A 25520-nucleotide genomic window follows, 5' to 3' on the forward strand; every position below is an offset into this window, starting at 1 on the left:
GTGGCGAAATGAGCGGCGGGAGTTCCGATGAAGCGCATCGTTCTGGTCAGGCACTCGGAAGAGCCGGGCGACGATCATGTCCAGACGACGCTTGAGGCGAATGGCCATACGGTAACGACCGCCATGCCCTTCAAGGGCGAGGTGATCGATCTCGAAAATGTCGGCGGCGCGGTGATCTATGGCGGGCCGTTCAATGTCTTCGACACCGACAAGCATCCATTCCTCGATCACGAAGCCGCACTGATCGAGCATTGCCTGGACAACGACCTGCCGCTGCTCGGCATCTGCCAGGGCGCGCAGCAGATCGCCTGGCATCTGGGCGCCGATGTCGGGCCGGTGGCAAGCGGCATCAGGGAGTTCGGCTATTTCGAGATCACGCCGACAGCGGAGGCCGGCGACTTCCTCGACCGGCCGCTCTTCCTGCCGCAGAACCATTTTCATACTTTCGCTCTGCCGGCGGGCGCCGTGCACCTCGCCTCGAGCGAGATTTTTCCCAACCAGGCATTCCGGATCGGCGACAAGACCTACGCCTTGCAGTTCCACGCCGAGCAAGGCCCGGCCGGCTTTCGGCGCTGGCAGGAGCGGCAAGGCGCGCCTTACGGAACGCTCGGCGCGCAAAACCGGGACGAACAGGACCGGCTGATGGAAGCCCACCACGCGGCGCAGCTTGCCTGGTTTAGCGGCTTCGTGACCAAGCTGTTCGGCTGAGGCGCATTTGGTGGGAATCCGGACATGACCATAGAGGGTTTCTGCGATCCGCGTTTTGCCGGCGTGCGCGAGGCGTTCGCCTGGTGTTTCGCTGAAGGCCTCGAACATGGCGGTGGGGTCTCGGTCGTGGCCGACGGCAAGACGGTCGTCGAGCTTTGGGGCGGCCATGCCGATGCCGCGCGCACCCGCCCGTGGCGGCGTGACACGCTGATCAATGTCTGGTCTTCAACCAAGGGCATCGTGGCGCTGGCGATCGCCATGCTGGTGGAGCGCGGCAAGCTGGACTATGCCGCGCCGGTCGCGCGCTATTGGTCGGAATTCGCGGCCGGCGGCAAGGAGAGGATCACACTCGACCAGGTGATGTCGCACCGGTCCGGCCTGAACGGCCTCGCCGTGCCGATGGACGAGGCAGGCATGCTCGCCTGGACGCCCTATGTCGACGCGCTAGCCGCCATGGCGCCGCTGTGGGAGCCCGGCAGCCGCTGTGTCTACCATGCGCTCAGCTACGGCCACCTTGCCGGCGAGGTGCTGCTGCGCGTCGACGGGCGTAGCGTCGGGCGCTTCATCGCGGAAGAGATCGCAGGCCCGCTTGGGGCCGATTTTCATGTCGGCTTGGCGGAACCCGAGGATGCCCGGGCAGCCGAGATGATCGAAGGCCCGAAGGCTTCGGAGTGGGTCGACTTCGTGCGCGCCTCGCCCTTTCCCCATTCATGCGACAACCCAACGCCCAGCGCCCTGGCGCCAAACGACCGAGCCTGGCGCGCCGCCGAGGTGCCGGGCGGCAACGGCCAGTCCACGGCGCATGCGCTGGCGCGCATCTACGGCATGATGGCGGCGGGCGGGACGTTTGAAGGCAAGCGCCTGATCGGCCGCGCGGCGATCGAAGAGGCCGCGAGGCCGCGCTTTCGCGGCATGGACGACAGCTTCGCGCTGCCGGCCGCCTTCGCCGCCGGCTACCAGATCGAGGATCCCGTCTATGGCGGCCGCGCATCGCCGCAAACCTTCAGCCACACCGGCTGGGGCGGCGCCATCGGCTTTGCCGATCCCGGCGCCGGCGTCGGGTTCGGCTATGTCACAAACCGCATGCTTGGCTTCGACGATGTGGACCCGCGCCGCAAGGCGCTGATCGACGCCGTCTACGACGCGCTCTGATCCCTACCCCCTCAGCCCCGGCGCTTCCTGGCCGGTGCGGGCGACATATTCGGTGTAACCGCCGCCATAGGTGTGGATGCCGTCGGGCGTGAGCTCCAGCACGCGGTTGGACAGCGCCGCCAGGAAGTGGCGGTCGTGCGAGACGAAGAGCATCGTGCCTTCGTACTGCGACAGCGCCTCGATCAGCATCTGCTTGGTCGTGATGTCGAGGTGGTTGGTCGGCTCGTCGAGCACCAGCAGGTTGGGCGGGTCGAACAGCATTAGCGCCATCACCAGCCGCGCCTTCTCGCCGCCCGACAGGACACGGCACTTCTTCTCGATCTCGTCGCCTGAGAAGCCGAAGCAGCCGGCCAAAGCGCGCAGCGCCGCCTGGCCGGCCTGCGGGAAATTGTCTTCCAGCGTCTGGAAGACGGTGCGCTCGCCGTCGAGCAATTCCATGGCGTGCTGGGCGAAATAGCCCATCTTGACGCTGGGACCCCGCGCGACGGAGCCCTCGTCGGGCTCGGAAGCTCCCGCGACCAGCTTGAGCAGCGTGGACTTGCCGGCGCCGTTGACGCCCATCACGCACCAGCGCTCGCGGCGACGGATCTGGAAGTCGAGGCCTGAATAGATCGAGCGGCTGCCATAGGATTTGTGGATGCCCTTCAGCGTCGCCACGTCCTCGCCGCAGCGCGGTGCCGGCTGGAACTCGAAGGCCACCGTCTGGCGGCGCTTGGGCGGCTCGACGCGGTCGATCTTGTCGAGCTTCTTCACCCGGCTCTGCACCTGCGCGGCATGCGAGGCACGCGCCTTGAAGCGTTCGATGAAGGCGATTTCCTTGGCCAGCATCGCCTGCTGGCGCTCGAACTGCGCCTGCAACTGCTTGTCGGCGAGAGCCCGCTGCTCCTGATAGAATTCGTAGTTGCCGGAATAGGAGGTGAGCGCGCCGGCGTCGATCTCGATGATCTTGTTGACGATGCGGTTCATGAATTCGCGGTCGTGCGAGGTCATCAGCAGCGCGCCGTCATAATCCTTCAGGAATTTCTCCAGCCAGATAAGGCTTTCGAGGTCGAGATGGTTCGACGGCTCGTCGAGCAGCATGACGTCGGGCCGCATCAGCAAGATGCGGGCAAGCGCGACGCGCATCTTCCAGCCGCCGGACAGTTTTGAAACGTCGCCGTCCATCATCTCCTGCGAAAAGCCGAGACCGTCCAGCACCTCGCGGGCGCGGCCGTCCAGCGCATAGCCGTCGAGCTCTTCGAAGCGGTGCTGCAACTCGCCGTAGCGCTCTATGATCCGGTCCATCTCGTCGGCGCGCTCGGGATCGCCCATGGCGTGCTCAAGCTCGCGCATCTCGGCCGCCACCGCGCTCACCGGCCCGGCGCCTTCCATGACTTCCGCGACAGCGCTCAACCCGCCCATGTCGCCGACATCCTGGCTGAAATAGCCGATGGTGACGCCGCGATCGACCGAGACCTGGCCCTCGTCCGGCTGCTCCTCACCGATGATCATGCGGAACAAGGTCGTCTTGCCGGCGCCGTTCGGGCCGACCAGCCCGACCTTCTCGCCCTTCTGCAAGGCGGCCGAAGCTTCGATGAAGACGATCTGTCGGCCGTTCTGCTTGCCGATGTTTTCGAGACGGATCATGGGACGGTCCGGGAAACTGCGCTGATGTGGCGGGATTTGCCCGGGCGTGTACGCGAAGGAGGGCGCGAGGGGAAGAGGTAGAAGCGCCGCAGGATGAAGGTTCCTCGCCCCCACGAAGTGGGGGAGAGGAACCCAGGCCTTCGTCGCCGCGCCTCACTTCGCATCGTGGAAGATGATCCCCACCGTATGCCGCCGCCCAGACCGCAACCGGCTGACGCCATGGCGCAGATTCACCCGGTAATATCCCTTCGTGCCCTGCACCGGCCGGTTATGCACGGCAAATACCACCGCGTCGCCGCGCTTGAGCGGCACCACCTCCGCGCGGCTCTGCATGCGCGGGCGTTGCTCGGTGAGCACGAATTCGCCGCCGGTGAAATCCTCGCCCGGCTCGGACAGCAGGATCGCCACCTGCAGCGGAAAGGCGAGCGTGCCGTAGAGGTCCTGGTGCAGGCAGTTGAAGTCGCCGGGAGCGTATTGCAGGAGAAGCGGCGTCGGCCTCGTCTGACCCTCGTCGTGGCAGCGTTTCAGGAAGGCGGCGTAATCAGCGGGATAGCGAAGCGCCACGCCCATCTTCTCGTTCCAGTCATTGGCCACCGTGGCAAGACGCGGATAGAGGGCTGAGCGCAGACCCTCGATCAGGTCCGGCAGCGGGTATTTGAAGTAGCGATATTCACCCTTGCCGAAGCCGTGACGCGCCATCACCACATGGCTGCGGAAATGCTCCTCATGCGGATAGAGGCCAGCGATGTCGGCGCATTCTTCCGCCGACAGCAGGCCGGGCATGACGGCGCAGCCATGGGCGTTGAGGTCGGAGACGATGCCGCGCCAATCCTGCGCGGCGATGCGGGCTTCGGCAGAGCGGCTGACGCGTTTGGTGCTGAGGGAATGGATGGTCATGGGTGCGCCTCCTTGCTTGCCATCAAAGTGGGGCGAAGGAGGTGCGTCGGCCACCCGATTCCTGCGGAGGTGGGCGCCGCCCTTTCCTTCTTCCCTTGCGGGAGAAGGTGGGCCTCGCGAACCGAGGTCGGATGAGGGGCGCTGGAATGCGGCGGCGCCGATTTCAACCTTATCGTCAAGCTGGAACACCCCTCATCCGTCTCGGCGCTAACGCGCCGAGCCACCTTCTCCCACAAGGGGAGAAGGAGAATATCTGCGATACCTCTCCAACTCCGGATCAAGGTCCACCTTCACCGCATTGGTGAACACGCAGGTCGCTACCATGATGCCGGCGAAGGCGGTGAGGTTGACCAGCAGCGTCTCGTCATAGCGCGCCTTGAGCGCGCCCCAGGTTTCATCCGGGACGGCATTGGCATCGGCCGCGACCGTCTTGCCGAACCGCATCAGCAGCGCTTCGTCGGCCGTCGGCGCTATCGCTTCGGGATCGAGCCCGCTCTCGATCAGCGCCCGGCGAAAGAAGGTCACCGGGACCTCGGCACGCATCGTCTCGGCGATCGCCTTCGAGAACAGCCAGATCGCTCGGTCGTCGAGCGTGGGCTTGAGAAGATCGCGCAGCGTGAACCATTCGGCATAGATGCGGTGCGCGGCCGGCGAATGCAGCAGGATGCGCTTCATGTTGGTCATGCGGCCGCGCAGCTTGAGTTCGCGGTCGTGCTCGGCGCGGATGTCTTCGGAGGCGGTCGCATAGTCGATCGCGGAGAGATGCGCCATCGGCCTCACCCCAGCGTCGCGCGCAGTGCCGGCGCGCCGCGCAGCGTGTTGGAAACGGTGCAGATGTCCTCGGCGTCAGCCAGGATCCGCTCTTTCGTCGCGAGATCGAGGTCGCCGGTGATCTCAAGCTTGATGGTGAATGTCTCTACACGCGACGGCTCATCCTTCGCCTTCTCGCCGCTCACATCCGCCCTCACCTCGCCGAGCCTGTCGGCGACGCCGAGACGGGTGGCGGCGATGCGGGCGCTGAGCACCATGCAGGCGGCCAGCGAAGCATAGAGCAGATCGAGCGGATTGAAGCCGGGGGCGCTGACCTGCGTGACGACATCGACCGTGCCGCCGGTCGGCGTCGTGACCGCCGGCAGACCGCCCGGCGGCATGACCGCGAGCGCGCCAGTGTTGCGGGTTCTGATCTTCAGCTCGCTCATTGCAAAATCCTTCCGGCCGGCATGGCTGACAGATCTGTCATAGCGGGCATGAATTCAACAGGGCAATCGCCGAATGCGAAGAAGGCAACGCAGGCGGACGCAGGCCTCCTGGAACCGGTCGCCGCGCTTATTCCCCTCTTGCGCTCCTTATGCCAGCCCCCGCAGCACGTGCTTCTGAACCTTGCCAGACGCCGTGCGCGGCAACGCTGCCAGCGCCCGGAATTCCTTGGGCACCTTATAGCGGGCGATGTGCGCGGCGCAGTGGCTGGCCAGCGCTTCAAAGTCGAGCGCGCGGCCGGGCCGCAGCACGACAAAGGCGCGGCCGACCTCGCCCCAGCGCGCGTCGGCGATGCCGATCACCGCCGCCTCGGTGATGTCTGGATGGGCAAGCAGCGCCGTCTCGACCTCGGCCGGGAAGACGTTCTCGCCGCCGGAGATGAACATGTCCTTGCGGCGGTCGACCAGGGTCACGAAACCGTCCTCGTCGCGCCGCGCCATGTCGCCGGTGCGGAACCAGCCGTCCGCGCTGAAGGCGCTCGCCGTCTCGTCCGGCCGGTTCCAATAGCCCGGCGTGACGTTGGGGCCGGCGAGCCAGATCTCGCCCGTGTCGCCAGGCGCGACATCGTTGCCGGCGTCATCGACGATGCGCAGCGAAACCGACGGCGCCGGCAGGCCGGCGGACCCCGCCTTGACGGCAATGCGATCCGCCTGCGGCGGCACGCAGAGCACAGTGCCGGCTTCCGTCATGCCGTAGCCGTCGGCCATGAGCACGCCCTGCTGGAGCCACCAAAGCACATCCGCGGCGGGATTCGGCGCGCCGCCGGTGAAAAGCGCCTTGAGCGATGTCCAGCGCGCGGGCGCGAAGCTTGCATGCTCGCGCAGCATTTTCGCCATCTGCGGCACGCAGAAATAATGGGTGACGCCGAGATCGGGGTCGGCGAGCCGGCGATTGGTGAGGCCGGCATCGAAGCCAGAGGAGATCAGGACCGTGCCGCCCTTCAGCAGGACGGGGCGAAGATTGGTGATCAGGCCGATGACATGAAACATCGGGGCGTCGCAAAGGAAGATGCTGTCATGGCCGACGCGGCCGACGACACTGAAATTGACGGCCGTGGCGAAAGCGTTGGCCTCCGTCACGATGACGCCCTTGGGCCGGCCCGACGTGCCTGAAGTGTAAAGGATGATCGAAGGCCGGTCGGCTTCCGGCAAGGGACGGCGCGGCGCCGGCGCCGCCGCTTCCACCGCCGCCGCGAAGCGAGCGACCGCGACAGGCGCGCAGCCGGACGGCGCCGCGATGTCCACGTCGGCGTCGTGCACCAGAAGCGAGGGATCGCAATCGGCAAGGATAGCCTGGCGCTCGGGCACGGCAAGCCGCCAGTTGACCGGCACGAAAATAGCGCCGAGGCGCATCGCGGCCTGCTGCAGGATGACGAGGTCGGCGCTGTTGCGGGCGAGCGCGGCGATCCGCTGCCCCTGCCCTATGCCATGGCTTTCGAGCACGGCGACCGCGCGCTGGATGGCGTCGTCGAACGCCGCGTAGGTCCAGCGCCGGCCGGACGCGAGGTCGACGCAAGCGAGCCTCTCCGGCACTGCCTGGGCATGCAGGGCGACAGGATCAGGTGTCGTCCAGGCCGGCATTTGCGTTCTCCTCCCGTGTCACGCGCCCTATCGGTTGCCGGCCGGCATCAGTGCCGTCACGGCGTCAGGTCATTCCGGTCATCTCGCCTTGTCGTAGGCGCCGAGGCCGGGCTTGTAGCTCTTTTCGTCGATGAATTGGCGGATGCCTTCCTTGCGGCCTTCATTGTCGAAGGAATTCGCCGCCTCCTGCGCCCGCACCAGATAGTCCTCGGCATTGTCGTAGGTCATCTCGGCGACGCGGCGGATGGCATCCTTGGTCGCCTTGAGCGCGACCGGGTTCTTCTGCAGGAGGACCCCGGCCACTTCGGCGACACGCGCCTTGAGCCCGCTGAGCGGCACGCTCTCGTTGACCAGCTTCCAGGCCGCCGCCTTGCGGCCGTCGATCAGTTCGCCGGTCAGCGCGTGGTACATGGCATCGCGCATGGATAGCAGCTCGACCACCACCTTGGTGGCGCCGCCGCCGGGCAGGATACCCCAGTTGATCTCCGAGAGCGCGAACTGCGCCTCGTCGGCGGCGAAGGCGAGGTCGCAGGCAAACAGCGGGCCGTAGCCGCCGCCGAAGCACCAGCCATTGACCATGGCGATGGTCGGCACCCGGTACCAGCGCAGCCGCCGCCACCAGCCATAGGCTTCGGATTGCGCCTTGCGCACCGCGCCCAGGCCTTTCGCCTCGGTCTCGCGAAAATATTCCTTGAGGTCCATGCCGGCCGACCAGGCGGCGCCCTCGCCTGACAACACCAGAACGCCAACATCGTCCCGGAATTCGAGCTCGTCGAGAACCTGCATCATGCGCCGGTTGAGCGTCGGGCTCATCGAGTTGCGCTTGGCCGGCCGGTTGAAGCGGACCCAGGCGATGCCGCCCTCGACATCGAAGGCAACCGCGTCTTCGGTTTCACTGGTCTTCTCGGTCATGCCGGTCTCCTCCTCCGATTGCTATGCTACATAGCGTTATCTTTGCTATGTCGCATAGTATTTTTGCCTTGACAAGGGCATGGATCACGGCGATCGATCGGACATGGACGAGACCAGAGTTCGCGATGTCCCCGGCGAGGACGCGCTCGACGCACAGATCGGCTACAATTTGCGGCGCGCATCGGCGCTGGCGCTCAACGATTTTTCCGTGGAGATGGCGGAAGCGTCACTGCGGCCGGTGACCTATGCCATGCTGGCGCTGATCGACGAGCGGCCGGGCATCCGCGCCGCCGAGCTTTGCCGGCTGCTCGGCATGAAGAGCGCCAACATGGCGCCGCTGCTCGCCGAACTGGAGGAGCGCGGCCTGATCGAGCGCGACGATCATGCAGAGGACAAGCGCGTGCGGAAACTCAGCCTGACCGGGGCGGCCAAGGCGGCAATGCCCAGCTGGCGGCTCAAGGTGCGCCGGCACGAAAACCGATTCCTGCAGCGTCTCAGCAGCAAGGAACGGGCGACGCTGCTGCGGCTGCTGCGCCTGATCTGGGTGGATGAGGCCGAGTGAGCGCGGCGCCTCGACTTGTGAAATATCCTAGGCAAGCAAGGAGATGGCGGCGTGGGCTGCCGGATTGATTCAGGCTGTCGCGCAGGCGAAACGTTGGAAAAGCTGGCGGGAACGGCCTCCCACCTCTTTCGGCCGTTGGCCGCGTGGGCTCGAAAATCGATTGCACGATCCGGGTTGCGATGAAGGGCTAAGGCACATTAGCGGTTCCTAAACCGTGAAGCGATATCTCTTGCAGACTGTAGGAGGCTCTGCGGATGAACGCCTTCTGGCGAATGACCGGATTTGCTTTGATCCTGGTGACCGGCGCGGCGACGCTGGCCGCGTTGCACATCCGTTCTCAGCGCGACCTCGCGCTCGCCAAGGAACGCTACCTCGAGAACTCCCAGGCGGCATCGCGGGCAACCGCCAAAACCGTCGAAGACTCGTTGCGCGCCATCTATGAGAATGTCCGTACCCTAACCTACCTGCCGAGCGTGCAAAACCTCGATCGCCATGGCACGAATCTCGGCGAGGAAGGCCGCGCCACGATCCAGCAGATCTACAACAACCTGGCCAACAACGTTTCCATCTCCGAAGTCTACTTCCTGCCGCTGGATTTCGACCCCGATCGCTTCGACCCGGTGACGAGAAAGCTGGAGGAGCCGATCCTCCAGTTCGACCAGTTGATCGTGAACGCCAGGGCAAGGACCGACGCCAGCAGCGCCAAAAAACTCGCAACGCTGGACAATCAATCGCTGACGCGTCCGCCCGAAGAGGTCGAGACCTATGAATACCACGAGCTCGCCAGGCAGCTTGCCTGGCTCAAGGCGAACTATCCGACTTCGAGCAATATCGAAGGGCTCAACGTACCGATCATCGGCACGAAAGAGCTGATCACCTGCGACAACACGGACTTCATCCACAGCGGCAACGACGCCGACCGATCGGGCTTCATCCTGTCGGTTCCCGTTTTCGCGGCCGACGGCAGCCTGCGGGGCTCGGTCTCGGCCATTATGCTTACCTCGGCGCTGAGAAAGCTTCTGCCCAGCGCCGATTATGTCATCGTCAATGCGGACTACGGTTTCGAGTCCGACCAGCATCGGCTTTCGACGTCGCTGGCGGCGGATACAAGTTCCTTCACCGCCCCCGATCCAAAACTGATCTATTCGGAAGTGATCCCGCTTTCCCTCAACGATCCGAGAAGCGCGTGGCGGCTCTGGGCCGGATTCCCGAACAGCCGGTTCGAGAACGATGTCGATGTCCAGTCGGTGCGGCAGTTCGAACTTGCGAGCTATGCCGCAACCGCCATCGTCACCCTGCTGGCGTTGGTGTGCTGGTATGCAATCGGGCGCACGATGTCGATGCAGACAGAGGCCGCCGAGACCCTGGAACGGCGGGTGGATGAACGCACAGCCGAGATCCAGCACCTGGCCACCCATGACATCCTGACTGGCCTGCCGAACCGTAAGCTGCTGGCGGATACGATGGACGAGGCGTTGCGCAGTCTCAGGGACGCCGAGAAGCTGGCCGTGCATTGCATTGATCTCGACCGCTTTAAGCCGGTCAACGACACGCTTGGCCATCCGGTCGGCGACGAGCTTTTGCGCGCCGTGGCGGCGCGGCTGAAGCAGCAGGCCGGTGAAACCGCCATGGTGGCGAGGGTCGGCGGCGACGAATTCACAATTCTGCAGTTGCTGTTCGATGACGACGACCAGGCCGGAGGGCTGGCGAGCCGAGTCATCCATGCGCTCTCCGGCGAATTTTCCATTCAGGGCCACACGATCAACATCGGCAGCAGCATCGGCATCGCCGTCTTTCCCGAGGACGGACAGAGCTCCGAGGTCCTGATCAGAAATGCCGACCTTGCCCTTTACAAGGCCAAGATGGAAGGCCGCGGCACCTGCCGGTCGTTCGAGCCGGGGATGGATGCGCGACTTCAGGAGCGCCGCCAACTCGAGGCTGAACTGGCCGTGGCCGTGGCAGACAATCAGTTCGTGCTCCACTACCAGCCGCTGCATGAGGCAATGACCTCTAAGCTTACCGGCTTCGAGGCGCTCGTACGATGGAACCATCCGCGACTCGGCCTGCTGGCACCGTCGGAGTTCATCCACCTCTCTGAAGAGACCGGCGTTATCGATGCGCTCGGTGAATGGATCTTGCGGCAAGCCTGCTCCGACGCCGCCCAATGGCCATTGCCCGTCAAAGTCGCCGTCAATCTGTCGCCGATCCAATTCAAGCAGCAAGGGCTGCCGCTTCAAGTCGCCGCGGCGCTAGCAGCCTCCAGCCTCATGCCGTCGCGGCTGGAGCTCGAGATCACGGAGTCGGTGCTGCTGGCGCACAACGAGCATACGATCGAGACACTGCACAGCCTGCGCGATCTCGGCGTCGGCATCGCCATGGACGATTTCGGGACGGGATACTCCTCGCTGAGCTATCTGCGGTCCTTCCCGTTCAACCGTATCAAGATCGACCGCAGCTTCGTCAGCCTGATGTGCGAAAGCAGCGAGAGCCGTGCCATCGTCAAGGCGGTCGCCGATCTCGGCTCAACGCTCGGCATGACCACGACCGCCGAAGGCGTCGAGACCGAGGATCAGTACCGCCTGGCCAAGGAGAACGGCTGCACGGACGTGCAGGGATGGTTGTTCGGGCGACCGATGCCGGCGTCCGAGCTCGCAGCCTTTTTCGAGGCACCGCACGCCCTTACCGCCTGACGACGCGATCTTGCCGGCAGAACGACAAAAAGCCCGCAAAGCGGGCCTTTTGCACAAGATGTCTCAATCCTACTTCGTCAGATCCAGCGCGGCGCTGAGATCCCCCATCGGCGGCTGGTCGTGGTTGCGCAGCGCCTTGTCGCGGGCGACGATGCCTTGCAGCACCGGCAGGTCGTAGCGGTTGGTGATGAAGCGCAGGATCGAGGTGGTGTCGTACTGCGTATGGTCGACCGTGCCCATTTTCGCGTAGGGCGAGATGATGAAGGCCGGGATGCGGTTGCCCGGGCCCCAGCGGTCGGCCTTGGGCGGCGCGACGTGATCCCAGAAGCCACCATTTTCGTCATAGGTGACGACCACCAGCATGTGCGCCCATTGCGGGCTCTTCTCCAGATGCGAAACAACGTCGGCCAGATGCTGGTCGCCCGAGGTCACCTCTGCATAGCCGGCATGTTCGTTGAGGTTGCCCTGCGGCTTGTAGAAGGAGACCTGCGGCAGCTTGCCGTCGTCGATCGCCTTGATGAACTCTTCGCCGCCGAGGCCGCCATCCTTGAGATGCTCGGCGCGCGCGGCTGTGCCAGGCGCGTAAGCCGCGAAATAGTTGAAGGGCTGGTGGTGGAACTGGAAGTTCGGCACGGGCGTCGCGTTCTTGCCATCGAGCGCGGCCTGCCAGGCACCCGAGTACCAGGCCCAGGAAATGCCCTTCAGCGACAGGAGGTCGCCGATGGTGATCTCGTGCTGCGGCGGCAACGTGGTCGGCGCCGCCGGATCGGCGAGCGCCTTGTCGCCGCCCTCGGCCGGCTTGTTGGCGCTCGGCTGGTAAGGCGGCTGCATGGTGTTGACGGCGTAGAAGTCGGGTGTGATGGCGCCATCGCTGACGAATTTCGGCACGCCGCCCAGCGCGGACGGCGGCGAGTTGTCGGCAACCTTCAGCGTCGTGCCGTCGGCCTCGACGACCGCGATCTGGCCCTTGATCGGGCTGGTGTCGGCATTGGGATAATAAGGCACGCAGGCGCAGGCAAGCATGATGTGGTTGAGGAATGAACCGCCGAAGGCGCCTTGGAAGAAATTGTCCGCCAGCACGTATTTCTGGGCGATCGCCCACATCGGCAGCTTCGAGCCGTCGTAATGACCCATCACCAGCGCGCCGGAATCGGCCCAGGCGACGAACTTGTCGTTGCGGCCGCCGTCGATCTGCATCTGCTCCTGGTAGAAGCGGTGCCACAGGTCATGCGTGACGACGTTGGTGGCTTCGTTGAAGCCGTTGGGGTCGTCGATGGCGAAGACGGCATTGGGAAGATGCGCACTCTGCGCTTCCGTTACCGCCGGCGTGACGCCCTTGCCGGTCAGTCCGCCCCAGGCCGGCGGCAATTCGGCAAGCGGCTTGCCGTCGCGGTCGAGCTGGCGCGCCTGGTCGGGCGAGACATTGGCCAGGCCGTTGGCACCGGGGAAGCCGCCATAGAGGTTATCGAAGCTGCGGTTCTCGGCGTAGATGACGACCACGGTGTCGATCTTGTCGTAGCCGGGAGGAGCCGCGTGGGCAGCAGCAGAGAGCGATGCCAGCGCCGTGGAGACGAGGCAAAAGGTGAGAAGGGACCGGGTCATTGAAGGATGCCTCGTGGCTTGGGAATGGCTGGAGGACGGCAATGCAGAAACGCAGCTTTATCAATGTCCAGCTACTTCGACGCCTTGTCACCTTTGTGACAGTTCCGCCTCCGTCAAACACGGTTTCGTGAGTGGGAAAAGCCGGTCATCAATCCGTTGCACTCGCTCCTTACGTCGCCAAGGAAAGTTGGCGAAAGAAATCAAGGATGTCGCCGAAGACGATGGGATTGAGGAATCACGCGATCGCCCTTCTGGCAGCCTCGACCGCCGGCTTCACCGCGCCTGCCAGCACGGCTGAGCCGTCAAGCGTCCACCCCGGCCCGATGTCACGCCAGGAAGCCTATGCGCGCGCCGAAGCGCTGACCGCGCTCGGGCGGCAGATGTTCTTCGATCCTTCGCTTTCGGTTTCCGGCAAGCAGGCCTGTTCATCCTGCCACGATCCCAACCACGCTTTCGGGTCGACCTCGGCCTCGCCGGTCGAGATGGGCGGGGCGAAGCTCGACCAGCCCGGCGTTCGCGCGGTGCCGTCGCTGCGCTATTTGCAGGCGGCGCCAGCCTTCACCGAGCATTTCCGCGACTCCGAGGACGAAGGCGACGAGAGCGTCGACAATGGCCCGACCGGCGGCTTGACCTGGGATGGCCGCGCCGATCACGGCAAGGACCAGGCGAGGATCCCGCTGCTTTCGCCCTTCGAGATGGGCAACAAGGACGAGGCTGAGGTGGTCGCCAGCCTGCGCAGGGCGCCCTATGCAAGGGCCTTCAAGGCCGCCTTCGGCGCCGATGTCTTCGACCATCCGCGGGACGCTTTCGACGCCGCGGTGGAAGCGCTCGGCACGTTCGAGCAGAGCAGCGCCGATTTCTATCCCTATTCCAGCCGCTACGACGCCTTCCTTGCCGGCAAGGCACAGCTTTCGGCGCAGGAATTGCGTGGCCGCATGCTGTTCGAGGACGAGACCAAGGGCAATTGCGCCAGTTGCCATCTGAGCGAGCCCGCCAATGACGGCGAGCCGCCGCAATTCACCGATTACGGCCTTATCGCGATCGCCGTGCCGCGCAACCCGGCCATCCCCGCCAATGCCGATCCAGATTACTTCGACCTTGGGCTGTGCGGTCCGCTGCGCGCCGACTTCAAGGGCCGCGCCGAATATTGCGGCCTGTTCAAGACGCCGACGCTGCGCAACGTGGCCTTGCGCAAAAGCTTCTTCCACAATGGCTATTTCCACACGCTGCGCGACGCGGTCGCCTTCTACGCCAGCCGGGACACGGATCCCGGCCGCTGGTATCCGAAGAAGGCGGACGGCACGGTCAACAAATTCGACGATTTGCCAAAGGCTTACTGGCCGAACCTCAACACCGAGCCGCCGTTCAACGGCAAGAAACCCGGCGACAGGCCGGCGCTGACCGACGCCGAGATCGACGACATCGTCGCCTTCCTCGGCACGCTGACGGATGCCGACCAGGCGGGGCAGTGAGGCTCAGCCGCTGCAAGGAAAAGCGGCGCTGGTTCCGGTCGGGATTGTCCCCTGCAATTATGCGCCTGTGTGAGCCAGGTCATAGGAACGACAATCAGCGTCTGCTATATTAGAATCTCATCAGAGCGGGGGCTCGAATGAGGTTCGTCGCGGTGCAGGAGCCGCCCCATCACAGTTGGGCGGTGGTTGATACAATCAACGACGCGCCGGTGGAATTTGCCGGCCGGGTGCTAATCGGGCTTACATCGCGCGAAGCGCGCTGGTTCGTCGCCCTGGGCAACGACCACTCCGGCTGGCCACAATACAGCCGGCCAGCCCCGCACCTGCGGCTGGTTGAAGCTGGCGGGCCCAGTCCGATCCGGAAAAGGCGGGGCCATTGAGAGGGCGTGCTGCCGGGTTGCGCCGCACAGACTAGCCGGATGCGGACTCCACGTGACGTAAGTCACTGGTTCACCATGAGGCGTCGGCCACACTGGGCGACCCTCATGAATGGAGCTCGGATGAGATTCGTCGCGATAGAAGACCCAGCCGGCAGTTGGGCAGTGTTCGATACGGCCAATGAGGAGCCGGCCGAATTTGCCGGCCGCGTGCTCATCGGCCTGACCTCGCATGAAGCCCAGTGGCTCGCTGCCGCGGCGAACAATGAAGCCCAGCGCCGGGAAACCGACCCAGTGGATCGCATCCGGGCCGGTAAGGCGGAATATCGACAGCTAGTCGCCCTCCAGGAAAAGCGCGAGCGGTCAAGCGATTGAGGCGGCGCGCTGCCGGATTGATTCAAGGCGGCGCGACCTCGGCTGCTGCCTCTCATTGCGCCGGCGCGTAGCGGCTCACCACCATGCCGCAGGCATAGGACTTCGAGCCGAGGAGCGTCAGCCGGGCAAATCCGCCCTGATCGAAGATGCGACGGCCGCTGCCCAGCACCGCCGGATTGATGAAGAGCTGGAACTCGTCGACCAGGCCGGCGGCGATCAGCGCCGAGGCGAAGCCGGCGCCGCCGAACACGGCGATGTCGCCGCCCTCGCCCTGCTTCAGCGTATCCACCTCGCGCGGCAGGTCGCCGCTTACGACCCGTGTCCGTTCCCAGCGCGAAACTCCAAGCTTGTCGCTCGCCACCACCTTCTCAGCCTCGACGATGCGTTGCGCGAAAGCATAGAAGCGATCCCGAGGATATTTCTTCGCCGCATTGCCCCAATGGGCAAGGTAGCCCTCCTCGGCCATCTTGCGGCTCAACAGGATGGTATCGACGGTCGCGAAGACGGCATTGAAATCCTGCTTCAATTGTTCGTCCCAGGCGCTGTCGTCGCCCCATTCCCAAAGCTGCCAGCGACGGTCCTCATCGGAGCCGACAAAGCCGTCCACCGACATCTGCATCTGAAGGATCAGCTTCCTCATGTTCGTTCTCCTCGTCAATGATTTACTTTTGGAACCATTTGACGCAACGCGACAATGGTGTCAATAGTAAATTGATTTACAAGTGGAAGCATATTAATGGCGACCAAGGGACGGTCCGGCTGCCCGATCAGCCTCTCGCTCGAACTCTTGGGCGACCGCTGGACGCTGCTCATCATCCGCGACCTGGCTTTCGGCGGGAAACGGCATTTTCGCGAATTCCTGCAGTCTGACGAAGGCATCTCGTCGCGCACGCTGGCCGAGCGGCTGCAGACGCTGCAGGACGAAGGCATCCTCACCCGCAGCGACGACCCTAGCCATGGCCTGAAGGCGATCTACCGGCTGACCGAAGCCGGCATCGACCTGTTGCCGGTGCTGACTACCCTGGGGGCGTGGGGCAGCAAACACCGCAAGGCCGACGACAAGCTTGCCCGAATCGCGGACGACCTCGCGGCCGGCGGGGAACCGGCGCTCGAGCGGATGAAGGAGACGCTCAGGGCGCAACATCTGGGATAGCCAAGGCGGAATACCGCATTCTCCCGGCGACCTGTGCGACCGGCATCTATGCCCAAACGCCTCGGGTCAGCCGGCCGCCTTGCGTGGCGTCTTGAGCGCGTCAAGGCGCTCCTGCAGATGGCCGTTCAGCACGATCATCTCTTTCAGAGCTTTCACCGCATCGCCCTTGTGTTGGGCTATAAAGCTCTCGGCGACCGCCTGAAGCGCGGCTTCCTGGTGGCTGTCCAACCTTATGATGCGATCCATGACGGCTGCTCCAATGGCTTGTATTAGAAAGTGAACAAAAAGGGAACAAATATGTCAAGCGCGAATTGACTCGATGAGGAATGCCTTCCTATTTTGTCAGCAGGTGGGGCGGTTGCTCGATAACAGGGAGAGCCGCGTTGGGCAGACGGAAAGGCCGCTATGACAGATTGTTCCATTCAGACGCGGAGGCGATCATTCGCGATGCGCTGAAGCTGCGCGAGACGGTGCTCGCGACACAGCTCAACCTCACGGTAAATGGTGAAATGTACTGGCGGCTCAATGGCTTGGTTGACCGGCTGCATGAGGTGATGGGCGCGGTGGCAGGCCGGGAGCCGGATTTCCGGACCGCCCGGCTCGGGCTTTTGCCGCTGCCCGAGGATTATTGCGACCGGACATGACGGATGGCCGGCCCCATGGACAGCGTCGGCCGCGCGGCCAAGGCCAACATGCTGCTCGTCGTCGAATGCCGCCATTGCTACCACGCCGGCCGCTTCAAGGCGAACGACGTGGCCAAGGTGGTGGGCTGGAACAAGCCGCTGGAAGCCGTCCGCTTCCGCTGTAAACGCTGCGGCCGCAAGGACACGGAGGTGAAGACCCAATTCATCGACCAAGACCATCCGCCGAAGGGCTATATCTGGGTGCTGCAGAAGGCGCGAGGATAGAATGCGAGGCGCCCTCGCCCTTAAAACAACGATCCCTGCGCGGGCGGCTCGGCTGGAAACTTGATCTGCGTCGCCGGTTTTTCCACAATCACCAGCGCATCGTCCGGCGCCGGCTGCTGCAGCTTCCTCGCCTCCGGCCATGGCGCGGTCAGCCACAGTTCGGTCTGTTCATGCGTGGTCAGGATCACCGGCATTGCCTTCTCGTGTATCGGCGCGATCAGCGCGTTGGGCCTCGTGGTCAGAAAGCCGTAAAGCTCGTGATCGCCCGGACCTTCCTTCACCTTGCGCACGCCATGCCAAGTTGTCCAAAGGCCGGCGAAGAAGAACAGCGGCCGTTCTTCGTTGAGCGCGAACCAGAAGTTCTTCTGCACGCCGGTTTCCGGGTCCTTGTCGCCTGGGGTCGGTGACGGCTCGGCGAAGCTTGTCACAGGAACGACGCAGCGGTTCTCGACCCCAAGATAGGGAAGCCAGTGGGCATATTGAGGATTGCGGATGTTGGTTGTGCCGGAATCAGCGTTGCCACGCACCCGCTCGGCCGGCGTCGGCATGCCCCAGCGCAGTCTGGCGAGTTCTCGGCTGCCGTCGGCGGCATTGCGCACGACCGGCGCCGGCTGGTTGGGATAGATGTCGATCGACGGTTCCAGATTGCCGACTATGTCACGCAACGCCCGCGTCCACTGGCGGATCGCTTCCTGGCTGGTGGTGACGTTGTAGAGATTGCACATCGGCAGCGTTTCCCCGTCCGCCGATAGTTCCCGCATTTTCACACAAAGCGCAAACCGCACGAAGGCAAGCAGCGCCTTTCGTTGGCTAGCAGCGTCGACGATCTCAGCCAGCCGGTCCGCTCTGCAGCGGCCCGACCGGCTCCTCGGCCGGTGGTTCCCCGGGAAGTCCCAATCGCAGCCGCTCCTCCTCGGCGAAGCTCTCGGCCTGTTCGTGAATATCGAACACTTGCTGCGTCAGCCTGCCACCGTCGACGACGCGCACGATCCATTGGCCATTGACGGCTTTTACACGGACGCTGTCTGGCTCGCTTGTTACCATATACCGCCCCTGCCCTTCGGCCCAAGTATTTGGTGCCTACTCCCAATAGGATCTAGAGCGCGCGAAGTTGCCGGAAAGCGCAGCCGGTCGCTCTTTAGTGCAAAGGCACTCGCCGGTACTTAACAGATTTTTGAAATCTGACGGATAAAAACGATTTATGGGGCCTGCGCCGCCTCATGCCTGGCGGACATAACTCGCGGGGTGGTGGGCGGCCCGGCAGCCTTGGGGGGGTGATACTGGGTTCGGCGGCCGGGCCTGACCGGAGTTTGCGAGGCCGCCGGCTACGGGAAAGGATGCGCCCGCGCCCATGCGAGGGCAAGAACGACCTAGGCCCTAGGACCAAAGCAGCAACGGGCCTGGCCGAGAGGGACCAATCACAATCAGACTGGAAAACCACCTGAAGCCGGCCGCGCGTCAAAAGCCGAGATAATGCCGGCCGACGAGATAGCCAAGCGCCGCGACCACCAGCGGAAACAGCGCCGGCGCCGCCCTACCGAACAGCGAGGCACTTATCTCCTTGGCTGGAGCGCTGGGTTTGGCATTGCCGAGGTTTTTGGTCATTGGCTCGCTACCGGTTGGGGCTAATTGCCGGCGGAGCCATTAAATTAGAAGTCGCTTATTAAGTTTCCGGCAAGCCCAACGCTACAATTCGCTGCAATTTGTTCCGATTGCTGGATGCGCTCGGCAAGCGCGAAAGCTTGGAGGCTGCGCGATTTGCCGGGGTCCTGGTCGGCATTGGCGATGATGGCGTGGAAGGCGGCGCGGGCGATGTCCTTCTTCCTGGCGTCCGGATGCTCCTTGCGCACCGCCTTGACCAGATCCTTCGGCGTCATGCTGGGGGTGACGAGGCGCATCAGCGTGTCGCCTATGGCCTGCAATTCGCTGGCATCCATAACGGTGACTCTGTTTTGACGACGTAAGCCTAGCATAAAGGGGGGCGAGCGCGTCACTTTTGTGATACGCGCCGGTCAAAATCGGAGTGGGGCGACGGTCTCCATGACCCAGGCCGTCGATGATCGGGATCCGAAATGGCCAAAGGCGAACTGACGGGCGGTAATGCTTGGTGACCTTGCCACCTTCGGCGGACTTTTCCTGACCGCCTTCGCCGCCGCGACCATCCTGCCGCTGCAATCGGAAGCAGTGCTGGTCGGCCTGCTCCTGACCGGGACCCATTCGCCGGCCGCGCTGGTTCTGGTCGCGACGATCGGCAACGTGCTTGGTTCGGTGGTCAACTGGCTGCTGGGCCGCGGCATCGATCGCTTTGGCGACCGCAAATGGTTTCCGGCAAAGCCTGCCGCGCTCGACCGCGCGGCGGCGCGCTATCACCGTTACGGCCGATGGAGCCTGCTGCTGAGCTGGGCTCCGGTTATCGGCGATCCGCTGACGGTGATGGCCGGCGTGCTGCGCGAGCCCCTATGGAGCTTTATCGCCATCGTCACTGTTGCCAAGGCCGGCCGGTACCTGGCCGTGGCGGCCGCAACCCTCGGCCTGTAGCCCAGAGCAATTTCAGGAAAAGTAGCCGGTTAGGCTCGGCGCCTTCGCCGTAGTCTTGCGTCCGTAATTGCGTAAAAACAAAGAGTTAGAGGATCCTCGTGGCGAAGGCATCCAGCGGTGAATTCTCGCGATAGCAAAGCCGCACCGCCAGGGCGGCCGCGACCCCGGTGGCCGCGCCTCCGGCGACGTCGCCGGCATAGTGGATGCCGATATGCAGCCGCGACCAGCAGATCAGCGCGGCCATGACGAGCAAGGCAAGCGTGCGGCGCGGCAGCGCCTGCATGGCGAAGGCGGCGACGATGGCCATGCTGGCGGTCGCGTGATCGGACGGGAACGACCAGTCGGCGCTGGGCGCGATCAAAAGATGCGTGACGCCGGCGTCGTAGGGCCTGATCCGGTGGACGAACAGGAGGATGGCCTGGTTGATCGCCAGCCCGAGCAGGAAGGCAAGCCCGGCGGACAGGCAGGCATGGCGCACATGGGCGCGGTCGGTCCTCGACCACCATTGCAGGGCGACCGCGATCACCATCAGCGGCACGCCGATTTGTGAGATCGTGATCATTGTCCTATCAAGAAGCGGGCTGATGCCGGCAGCAGAGTTGATCCAGTGCGTGAGAGAAGCGTCCATTCTTATCGGATTTCCCTGGTCCATCATGAGGTCGATCGTTGAAGCCCGCCGGCGAGCATCGCATTCACCAGCTCTTTGAGGTCAGCGTATGGCTGAAAGGTGCCCATGCCCTGATCGAGTGCGTCGGCGGCATCCTGCTTTACCTCGTCACCACGCAAACCATCGCCTCCTGGGTCAACATGCTCACCCAGGAGGAGTTGATCGAGGATCCCAACGACTTCATAGCCAGCCATTTGTCGCGGATGGCCGCCGGGTTCTCCATCGCGAGCAAGGAATTCTATGCCTTCTACCTGCTCAGCCACGGGTTGATTAAGCTCCTGCTGGTCATCGGCCTGCTGCGCGGCAAGCTGTGGTCCTACCCTGCCTCGCTGGTCGCGCTCGGCGCCTTCATGGCTTACCAGGTCTACCGCTACTCCTACACGCATTCGCCCGGCCTGCTCGTGCTGACCGTCTTCGATGCCATCGTCATGTGGCTGATCTGGCAGGAGTGGAAGACGGTGCGCCGCCACATCGCACCCTAGATCTACTGGAGCATGATCTTTCTCCGAAAACCGGTTCCCACTTTTCGGGATCATGCTCTCCGGCCTCACTCGACTTTGCGCCGGAACTTCGCATGGCAGCTCGCGCAGTCCTGCAGGATGAGGTGCAGGAGATGTTCCGCCGGCATGTCGGCTGGATCGGCTTCAGCCGCGCCCGGGCGTTTGCCGAGCAGGCTGCCGCCATCCATCGGCGGGCCGGTCATCCGCATGTCGGCGGTGATCCCGGGCGGCGCGTTCTGCGCCTTGATCGCGAGCGCATCGGCGAGCCGGCCGATATGGCGGGCGAGCGCCTCGAACTCCTGCCGAGCTTGGTCGATCTCCGGCTTGGCAGCCGATGGCGCGCCCAGCGTGCCCCGCGGGAATTCGCCGGTCAGGGCCGCGACGCGGGCGCTCAGCGTGTCCGCCGCCGCCTTGAAGGCCGCCGGCTCATAGGCGCGCTTGCCGTCGAACATTTCGGCGATCGCCCTGGCGGCGGCCGCCATCTCCTTCATCGAGGCCTGGCGCGCCGCCACGATGGGATCGCCCGGCCCCGCGGCCAGCGACGGAGCAAGGATCAACGCGCCGGCGAGCGCCAGCAACGCCGCGCCCAGAATGACGCGAGACCTCACGCCCGCACGTCGACGATGCCCATCATGCCGAGCTGCTCATGCTCCAGGATATGGCAGTGATACATGCGCGCGCCCGGCCTTTCCTGGCGCGTGAGAAGCCGCACCGTCTCGCGGCGCGCCACATTGACCGTGTCCTTCCACGCCAGATAGGGCGGCTTGGCGACATTGCCGTCGCGTTCGCGCTCGACCACCTGGAACTGCGTGCCGTGGATATGGAACGGATGGTCCATGTCGGCCTGGTTGACGATTTCCCAAAGCTCGATATCGCCGGCCCGGGCGACGAAGTCGACGCGCCCCATGTCGAACGCCTTGCCGTTGATCAGGAAGTCCATCCCCATGCTCGCGGCATTCATCGTCATGGACTCGGTGAGGACGAGGCGGCGGCTGACGGCGGGAGCCCCAAGCGGGGCGATCGGCCTCAGCCTTTCGGGCAGCGGCGGCATCGCCTCGGCCGGCGTTTCGGAAACACCGACCGTCAGCAGCGTCAGCCCGGCGTCCGTGGGCCGGCCCGGCCCCATCCAGCCGCGGTCGTAACGAAGCGTGGTGAGCGTGGCGGTACCCGGCCGGTCGAAGGCGACGACCAGTTCGACGCGCTCGGCGGGGCTGAGCAGGAGCTCGTCGGCCGCCACCGGCGCCTCCAGGAGGCCACCGTCGCTGCCGATCACGGTCATCGAGGCATTGGCGAAGGCGAGCCTGAGGAAGCGCGCATTGGTGGCGTTGTAGAGCCGCAAGCGCCGCTTCGCGCCCGCCGCCACCGCCAGCTTCGGGTTCTTCTGGCCGTTGACCAGCACATGGTCGCCGACGCGGCCGTTCATCATGTCGATCATGGTATTGTCGGGCATGGATCCGTCGGCGGCCAGGCGAAGGTCCGTGAACATGAGCGCGGTGTCGCCATAGGCCGCCGGAACCGGATCGGCCTTGGCCTTGACGACGAAGGCGCCGGCAAGGCCGCGATAGACCTGCTCGGCCGTCCGGCCATGCGGATGCGGGTGATACCAGTAGGAGCCGGCCGAGCCTTCGGGCAGATCGAAGGCGTAGACGCGGTCGGCGCCCGCCGCGACCGGGTCCATCGGGTTGCCGTCCTGGTCGGCGGGCACCGGCATGCCGTGCCAGTGGATGGTGCTTGGTTCGCCCTCAATCCGGTTGGCGAAGGTGATCTCGACGCGGTCGCCCTCGTAAGCCTCGATCAACGGCCCCGGGCTCGTGCCGTTATAGGCGAGGATCGGCGTGTCCTTGTCGGCGCCGAAGCGCGCCGTGGCGGGCTCGGCCGTCAGGCGCGCCTTGAACAGGCCGGGCCGACCGGCCTCGTTGGCCAGCAGCGGCAACGCGCGCAGCGCCTCGCCCTCGGGCAGCGCCGCTTGCGCCGTGGCGCCCATGTCATGGCCGGCATGACCGCCCATATCCATGTCCGGCATGGAATCCATGTTCGACATGTCATCCATCTTCATCTGCGCCAGCGCGCGCGGGCTCGCCAGAACCGCCGCCAGGCCTGCCGCCAGAAAACCGCGTCGATGCATTTTTTTCTCCTGGATCGTGATTGGGAAGGACGCCGCCGGGACGATCCTTCGAGCACGCTACGGGTTCCAGTAACTGGAAGGTCAAGAGCGATGTCGCGGCAGAAGCGATCCCCGACCGCAGTGACTTTTTTTGGGTGTTTTTGTCCGGTGGCGCAAAAAGCGATCCTGGACCGCCGCCCGATCGACTGGCCCACAACATTTCCGGCCTGCCTGTTTCAGGGCTTGCCGAACGGTCGCATTTTGACCCCAATCCGCCTCTAGCCGGCTGAAGATGTTGCGGTTCCGATCTTCACGGTTTCTTGACAGAGGCCGGAAAAACGGGCAGCAAGTCGGGTGAGGGAGAGCATTTTTACCGTGGCGAAGACCATGGAAGGCTCTTTTTTCGTATGGACCGTCGCCAAATCGGCGATTGGTGGAGGGATTGGTTAACCATCTTTGTCCATCTTTTGAATCAATCGGCAACAGACGCGTGAAGGTGCAGGGGGCACCAGCGAACTGTGATCGTGACGGGTGCCAGGTCCGCAAACCGGCATGCCGATTGAGAGTGGTCGTATGGCGTTTTTGCGTTTGAAAAACCGGGGTGACGCTCCTCAAGGGGGGGTAACTTCGAAAAAGTCTGGTCATCGTTGGGTCCTGGTGCCTGCTGTCGGCGCCGCCCTCGCCCTATGGTCCGCCGCCACCTTGGCGGGGCTCTATTCGGTGAGCACCTCGCTGACCGCCGCTTCCAACGGATTGCCGCAAGGCATGCTTTCGCCGCGCACCATCGCGCTTGGCGACCAGCGCCGGCAGATCGCCAATGCCTGGGCGCCGCATCTTGGCGCCAATGGCGGCTACAGGGCGGCCTCGCTCACCGGGAGCTGCGATACAGGCTGCTTCAGCCTCGCGACAAGCTTCAGGCATGACGGCCAAGATCCTGAAAAACTTAAGAATAAAAGTGTCGAGGGCAAGATGGCGCGCCTCAGGCTGCCCTCGCCCGACAGCGTTGCGCATGAAAAGGTGGTCCTGGTGGCTTCGGCCGCCGGAGCCGCCGACCGCTTCGATGGCGTGGTGAAGCGCGCGGCGCTTTCGCCCCAGAAGCTTGCCGACGCCTTTGCCCGCGCAGAAAAAGCGCCGTTCCTGCTGGCCAGCCTGCCTTCGGCAAGTCGCTTCGGCGGCGCGCAGCCGGACGCCGCCCCGATCGAGGCCCGCTTCGGTCCGCAGCCGGCCGAAATCGGCGGCGCTTCCGACCTGGCGCTGGCGCTCGCCAACATCGCGCCTGAGGATACGGCGGATGTTCCGACCGCCGTCGCGTTGCAAAACGGCGACGCACCGGATGTCGCCGGCCCCGATGCTGCTAACAATGCGGACAATGGCCAGGACGGCGCGTACCAGGTGGCCTCGCTGCCGCCGCAGGACGATTTGCCCGATACGATCGCCGTGCCCGGCCTTCGTCCGCGCACCACGCTCGAGCGCGCCACCGAGGCGCCCGTACAGAACGCGGCCAAGCCGCAGAAGCCTGAGGCCATGAAGCCGCAGGTCGCCAAGGCCAAGCCGCAGCCGGCCGAAGCCGACACCGCGCAAAGCGCGCCGACGGCGGCCTCGCCGAGAAGCGGCGACCAGGCCCTGCCGGGCGTGCCGAATTCGAAGCCGATAGTGGCGGATTCCAAGCCCGGCAAGCGCAAGGCGCAGGCATCGGAAATGCTCGCCTATGCCAAGCCGGACACGCCGGAGCGCGGTGGGCTGGGCAGTGCCTTCCGCAGCCTGTTCGACGGCCCTTCGACGGGCAATGGCGTCGCCGTCTACGATATCTCGGCAAGGACCGTTTACATGCCCGACGGCTCAAGGCTCGAGGCGCATTCGGGACTGGGCTCGATGGTCGACCAGCCGCGCTTCGTCAACCGCAAGAATGTCGGCCCGACGCCGCCGGATACCTACAATCTGTCGCTGCGTGAATCACGCTTCCATGGCGTCGAGGCCATCAGGCTCACGCCGGCCAGCGGCAGCAACAAATATGGCCGCAACGGCTTGCTTGCCCACACCTACATGCTGCGCGGCGGCCGCGCGGAATCCAATGGCTGCGTCGTGTTCAAGGACTATCACCGCTTCCTTGCCGCCTATAAAAGCGGCAAGATCAAGCGCCTTGTCGTCGTCCCACGCCTGACAAGTTCCCCCACCCGGGTGGCCCAGGAGGGCCGCCAGGGTTAAGCCTGCTCCCGCCGGCGAACATGTCGCCGGCATTTGTCAGTCCCCACTTGCCGATCCGAACGGGCCTCGCGCCAAAATGCGCTCGGGCCACCCCATGCCGTCGCGGCCTGCAGCCATGACGGCAACCTCACCTGGGAAGCGATAACGACCCTTCCCAGGACGTAGATATGGCGCAGCCCGGGCTTGCGGCAAGCCCCCGGGCATGGCGTATCAACGCTGCTCCGAAAAAGAAAAA

At 64.5% G+C, this 25520-nt stretch carries 28 protein-coding genes; 12 read left to right on the forward strand and 16 right to left on the reverse strand.

From position 1 onward, the window contains the following. The first annotated feature begins 27 nt into the window (after positions 1-27). Entirely contained in the window at positions 28-708 is a 681-nt protein-coding gene (locus tag DPM35_RS00950; protein WP_112125475.1) for a type 1 glutamine amidotransferase, read from the forward strand. A gap of 24 nt (positions 709-732) precedes the next feature. Then, complete coding sequence (locus DPM35_RS00955) at positions 733-1860, forward strand: serine hydrolase domain-containing protein (RefSeq protein ID WP_112125476.1); 1128 nt, start codon at positions 733-735, stop codon at positions 1858-1860. Between the two features lie 3 nt (positions 1861-1863). Here DPM35_RS00955 and DPM35_RS00960 read toward each other — a convergent pair whose 3' ends face one another. The 6 genes from DPM35_RS00960 to DPM35_RS00985 form a co-directional block, all read right to left on the reverse strand. After that, positions 1864-3486, reverse strand: a complete 1623-nt coding sequence (locus DPM35_RS00960) for an ABC-F family ATP-binding cassette domain-containing protein (protein WP_112125477.1) — start codon at positions 3484-3486, stop codon at positions 1864-1866. A gap of 153 nt (positions 3487-3639) precedes the next feature. Further along, positions 3640-4383, reverse strand: coding sequence for a 2OG-Fe(II) oxygenase (locus DPM35_RS00965; protein ID WP_112125478.1), 744 nt, complete (start codon positions 4381-4383; stop codon positions 3640-3642). Positions 4384-4590: 207 nt separating this feature from the next. Further along, a complete protein-coding gene (locus DPM35_RS00970) occupies positions 4591-5154 on the reverse strand; it encodes a carboxymuconolactone decarboxylase family protein (protein WP_112125479.1) in 564 nt (187 codons plus the stop codon). 5 nt (positions 5155-5159) lie between these two features. Continuing rightward, entirely contained in the window at positions 5160-5582 is a 423-nt protein-coding gene (locus DPM35_RS00975) for an OsmC family protein (RefSeq protein ID WP_112125480.1), read from the reverse strand. Between the two features lie 147 nt (positions 5583-5729). Continuing rightward, positions 5730-7220: an AMP-binding protein gene (locus DPM35_RS00980; RefSeq protein ID WP_112125481.1), complete on the reverse strand. Its 1491-nt coding sequence runs from the start codon at positions 7218-7220 to the stop codon at positions 5730-5732. Positions 7221-7298: 78 nt separating this feature from the next. Further along, positions 7299-8132 (reverse strand): p-hydroxycinnamoyl CoA hydratase/lyase, encoded by an 834-nt coding sequence (locus tag DPM35_RS00985; RefSeq protein WP_112125482.1) that lies wholly within the window; start codon positions 8130-8132, stop codon positions 7299-7301. A 103-nt stretch (positions 8133-8235) separates the two neighbouring features. Between DPM35_RS00985 and DPM35_RS00990 the strand changes: the two genes are divergently transcribed. Both DPM35_RS00990 and DPM35_RS00995 read left to right on the forward strand, forming a co-directional pair. Next, positions 8236-8694 (forward strand): MarR family winged helix-turn-helix transcriptional regulator, encoded by a 459-nt coding sequence (locus tag DPM35_RS00990; RefSeq protein WP_112126187.1) that lies wholly within the window; start codon positions 8236-8238, stop codon positions 8692-8694. Positions 8695-8948: 254 nt separating this feature from the next. Next, positions 8949-11384 (forward strand): putative bifunctional diguanylate cyclase/phosphodiesterase, encoded by a 2436-nt coding sequence (locus DPM35_RS00995; protein WP_112125483.1) that lies wholly within the window; start codon positions 8949-8951, stop codon positions 11382-11384. 69 nt (positions 11385-11453) lie between these two features. Here DPM35_RS00995 and DPM35_RS01000 read toward each other — a convergent pair whose 3' ends face one another. Further along, positions 11454-12986 carry an acid phosphatase gene (locus DPM35_RS01000; RefSeq protein WP_112125484.1) on the reverse strand — a complete coding sequence of 511 codons (1533 nt, stop codon included), beginning with the start codon at positions 12984-12986 and terminating at the stop codon, positions 11454-11456. A gap of 206 nt (positions 12987-13192) precedes the next feature. Between DPM35_RS01000 and DPM35_RS01005 the strand changes: the two genes are divergently transcribed. Both DPM35_RS01005 and DPM35_RS01010 read left to right on the forward strand, forming a co-directional pair. After that, on the forward strand, positions 13193-14458 hold the full coding sequence (locus tag DPM35_RS01005) for a cytochrome-c peroxidase (RefSeq protein WP_112125485.1): 1266 nt from the start codon (positions 13193-13195) through the stop codon (positions 14456-14458). A 500-nt stretch (positions 14459-14958) separates the two neighbouring features. Beyond that, positions 14959-15210 carry a hypothetical protein gene (locus DPM35_RS01010; protein WP_146767902.1) on the forward strand — a complete coding sequence of 84 codons (252 nt, stop codon included), beginning with the start codon at positions 14959-14961 and terminating at the stop codon, positions 15208-15210. A gap of 52 nt (positions 15211-15262) precedes the next feature. Here DPM35_RS01010 and DPM35_RS01015 read toward each other — a convergent pair whose 3' ends face one another. Further along, positions 15263-15850 (reverse strand): dihydrofolate reductase family protein, encoded by a 588-nt coding sequence (locus DPM35_RS01015; protein ID WP_112125487.1) that lies wholly within the window; start codon positions 15848-15850, stop codon positions 15263-15265. A 96-nt stretch (positions 15851-15946) separates the two neighbouring features. Between DPM35_RS01015 and DPM35_RS01020 the strand changes: the two genes are divergently transcribed. Beyond that, positions 15947-16363 (forward strand): winged helix-turn-helix transcriptional regulator, encoded by a 417-nt coding sequence (locus DPM35_RS01020; RefSeq protein ID WP_112125488.1) that lies wholly within the window; start codon positions 15947-15949, stop codon positions 16361-16363. A 66-nt stretch (positions 16364-16429) separates the two neighbouring features. Here DPM35_RS01020 and DPM35_RS01025 read toward each other — a convergent pair whose 3' ends face one another. Continuing rightward, positions 16430-16609, reverse strand: a complete 180-nt coding sequence (locus DPM35_RS01025; RefSeq protein ID WP_112125489.1) for a hypothetical protein — start codon at positions 16607-16609, stop codon at positions 16430-16432. A gap of 137 nt (positions 16610-16746) precedes the next feature. Between DPM35_RS01025 and DPM35_RS01030 the strand changes: the two genes are divergently transcribed. Further along, complete coding sequence (locus DPM35_RS01030; protein WP_146767903.1) at positions 16747-17007, forward strand: hypothetical protein; 261 nt, start codon at positions 16747-16749, stop codon at positions 17005-17007. Positions 17008-17010: 3 nt separating this feature from the next. Then, on the forward strand, positions 17011-17271 hold the full coding sequence (locus tag DPM35_RS01035; protein ID WP_112125491.1) for a hypothetical protein: 261 nt from the start codon (positions 17011-17013) through the stop codon (positions 17269-17271). A 20-nt stretch (positions 17272-17291) separates the two neighbouring features. Here the strand turns inward: DPM35_RS01035 and DPM35_RS01040 are convergent, their stop codons facing one another. The 4 genes from DPM35_RS01040 to DPM35_RS01050 form a co-directional block, all read right to left on the reverse strand. Then, entirely contained in the window at positions 17292-17996 is a 705-nt protein-coding gene (locus tag DPM35_RS01040) for an SOS response-associated peptidase (RefSeq protein WP_112125492.1), read from the reverse strand. Positions 17997-18099: 103 nt separating this feature from the next. Further along, positions 18100-18315 (reverse strand): hypothetical protein, encoded by a 216-nt coding sequence (locus tag DPM35_RS01045; RefSeq protein ID WP_112125493.1) that lies wholly within the window; start codon positions 18313-18315, stop codon positions 18100-18102. 414 nt (positions 18316-18729) lie between these two features. Beyond that, a complete protein-coding gene (locus DPM35_RS32310) occupies positions 18730-18876 on the reverse strand; it encodes a hypothetical protein (RefSeq protein ID WP_181591881.1) in 147 nt (48 codons plus the stop codon). A gap of 44 nt (positions 18877-18920) precedes the next feature. Then, positions 18921-19208, reverse strand: a complete 288-nt coding sequence (locus tag DPM35_RS01050) for a hypothetical protein (protein ID WP_112125494.1) — start codon at positions 19206-19208, stop codon at positions 18921-18923. 163 nt (positions 19209-19371) lie between these two features. Between DPM35_RS01050 and DPM35_RS01055 the strand changes: the two genes are divergently transcribed. Next, complete coding sequence (locus DPM35_RS01055) at positions 19372-19809, forward strand: YqaA family protein (RefSeq protein ID WP_112125495.1); 438 nt, start codon at positions 19372-19374, stop codon at positions 19807-19809. A gap of 85 nt (positions 19810-19894) precedes the next feature. On the opposite strand, the gene DPM35_RS01060 is transcribed toward DPM35_RS01055, so the two are convergent. After that, a complete protein-coding gene (locus tag DPM35_RS01060) occupies positions 19895-20437 on the reverse strand; it encodes a phosphatase PAP2 family protein (RefSeq protein WP_112125496.1) in 543 nt (180 codons plus the stop codon). A 38-nt stretch (positions 20438-20475) separates the two neighbouring features. On the opposite strand from DPM35_RS01060, the gene DPM35_RS01065 reads away from it, so the two are divergent. Further along, complete coding sequence (locus tag DPM35_RS01065; RefSeq protein ID WP_112125497.1) at positions 20476-20958, forward strand: DUF2127 domain-containing protein; 483 nt, start codon at positions 20476-20478, stop codon at positions 20956-20958. Positions 20959-21023: 65 nt separating this feature from the next. On the opposite strand, the gene DPM35_RS01070 is transcribed toward DPM35_RS01065, so the two are convergent. Together DPM35_RS01070 and DPM35_RS01075 are read right to left on the reverse strand one after the other, a co-directional pair. Next, positions 21024-21554 carry a cytochrome c gene (locus DPM35_RS01070; RefSeq protein ID WP_245431389.1) on the reverse strand — a complete coding sequence of 177 codons (531 nt, stop codon included), beginning with the start codon at positions 21552-21554 and terminating at the stop codon, positions 21024-21026. Between the two features lie 26 nt (positions 21555-21580). Continuing rightward, on the reverse strand, positions 21581-23101 hold the full coding sequence (locus DPM35_RS01075; protein ID WP_112125499.1) for a multicopper oxidase family protein: 1521 nt from the start codon (positions 23099-23101) through the stop codon (positions 21581-21583). A 636-nt stretch (positions 23102-23737) separates the two neighbouring features. Here DPM35_RS01075 and DPM35_RS01080 point away from each other — a divergent pair. Next, entirely contained in the window at positions 23738-25285 is a 1548-nt protein-coding gene (locus tag DPM35_RS01080) for a tlde1 domain-containing protein (RefSeq protein ID WP_245431390.1), read from the forward strand. Positions 25286-25520 lie beyond the last annotated feature (235 nt).

Source organism: Mesorhizobium atlanticum, from assembly GCF_003289965.1.
GTDB lineage: Bacteria > Pseudomonadota > Alphaproteobacteria > Rhizobiales > Rhizobiaceae > Mesorhizobium > Mesorhizobium atlanticum.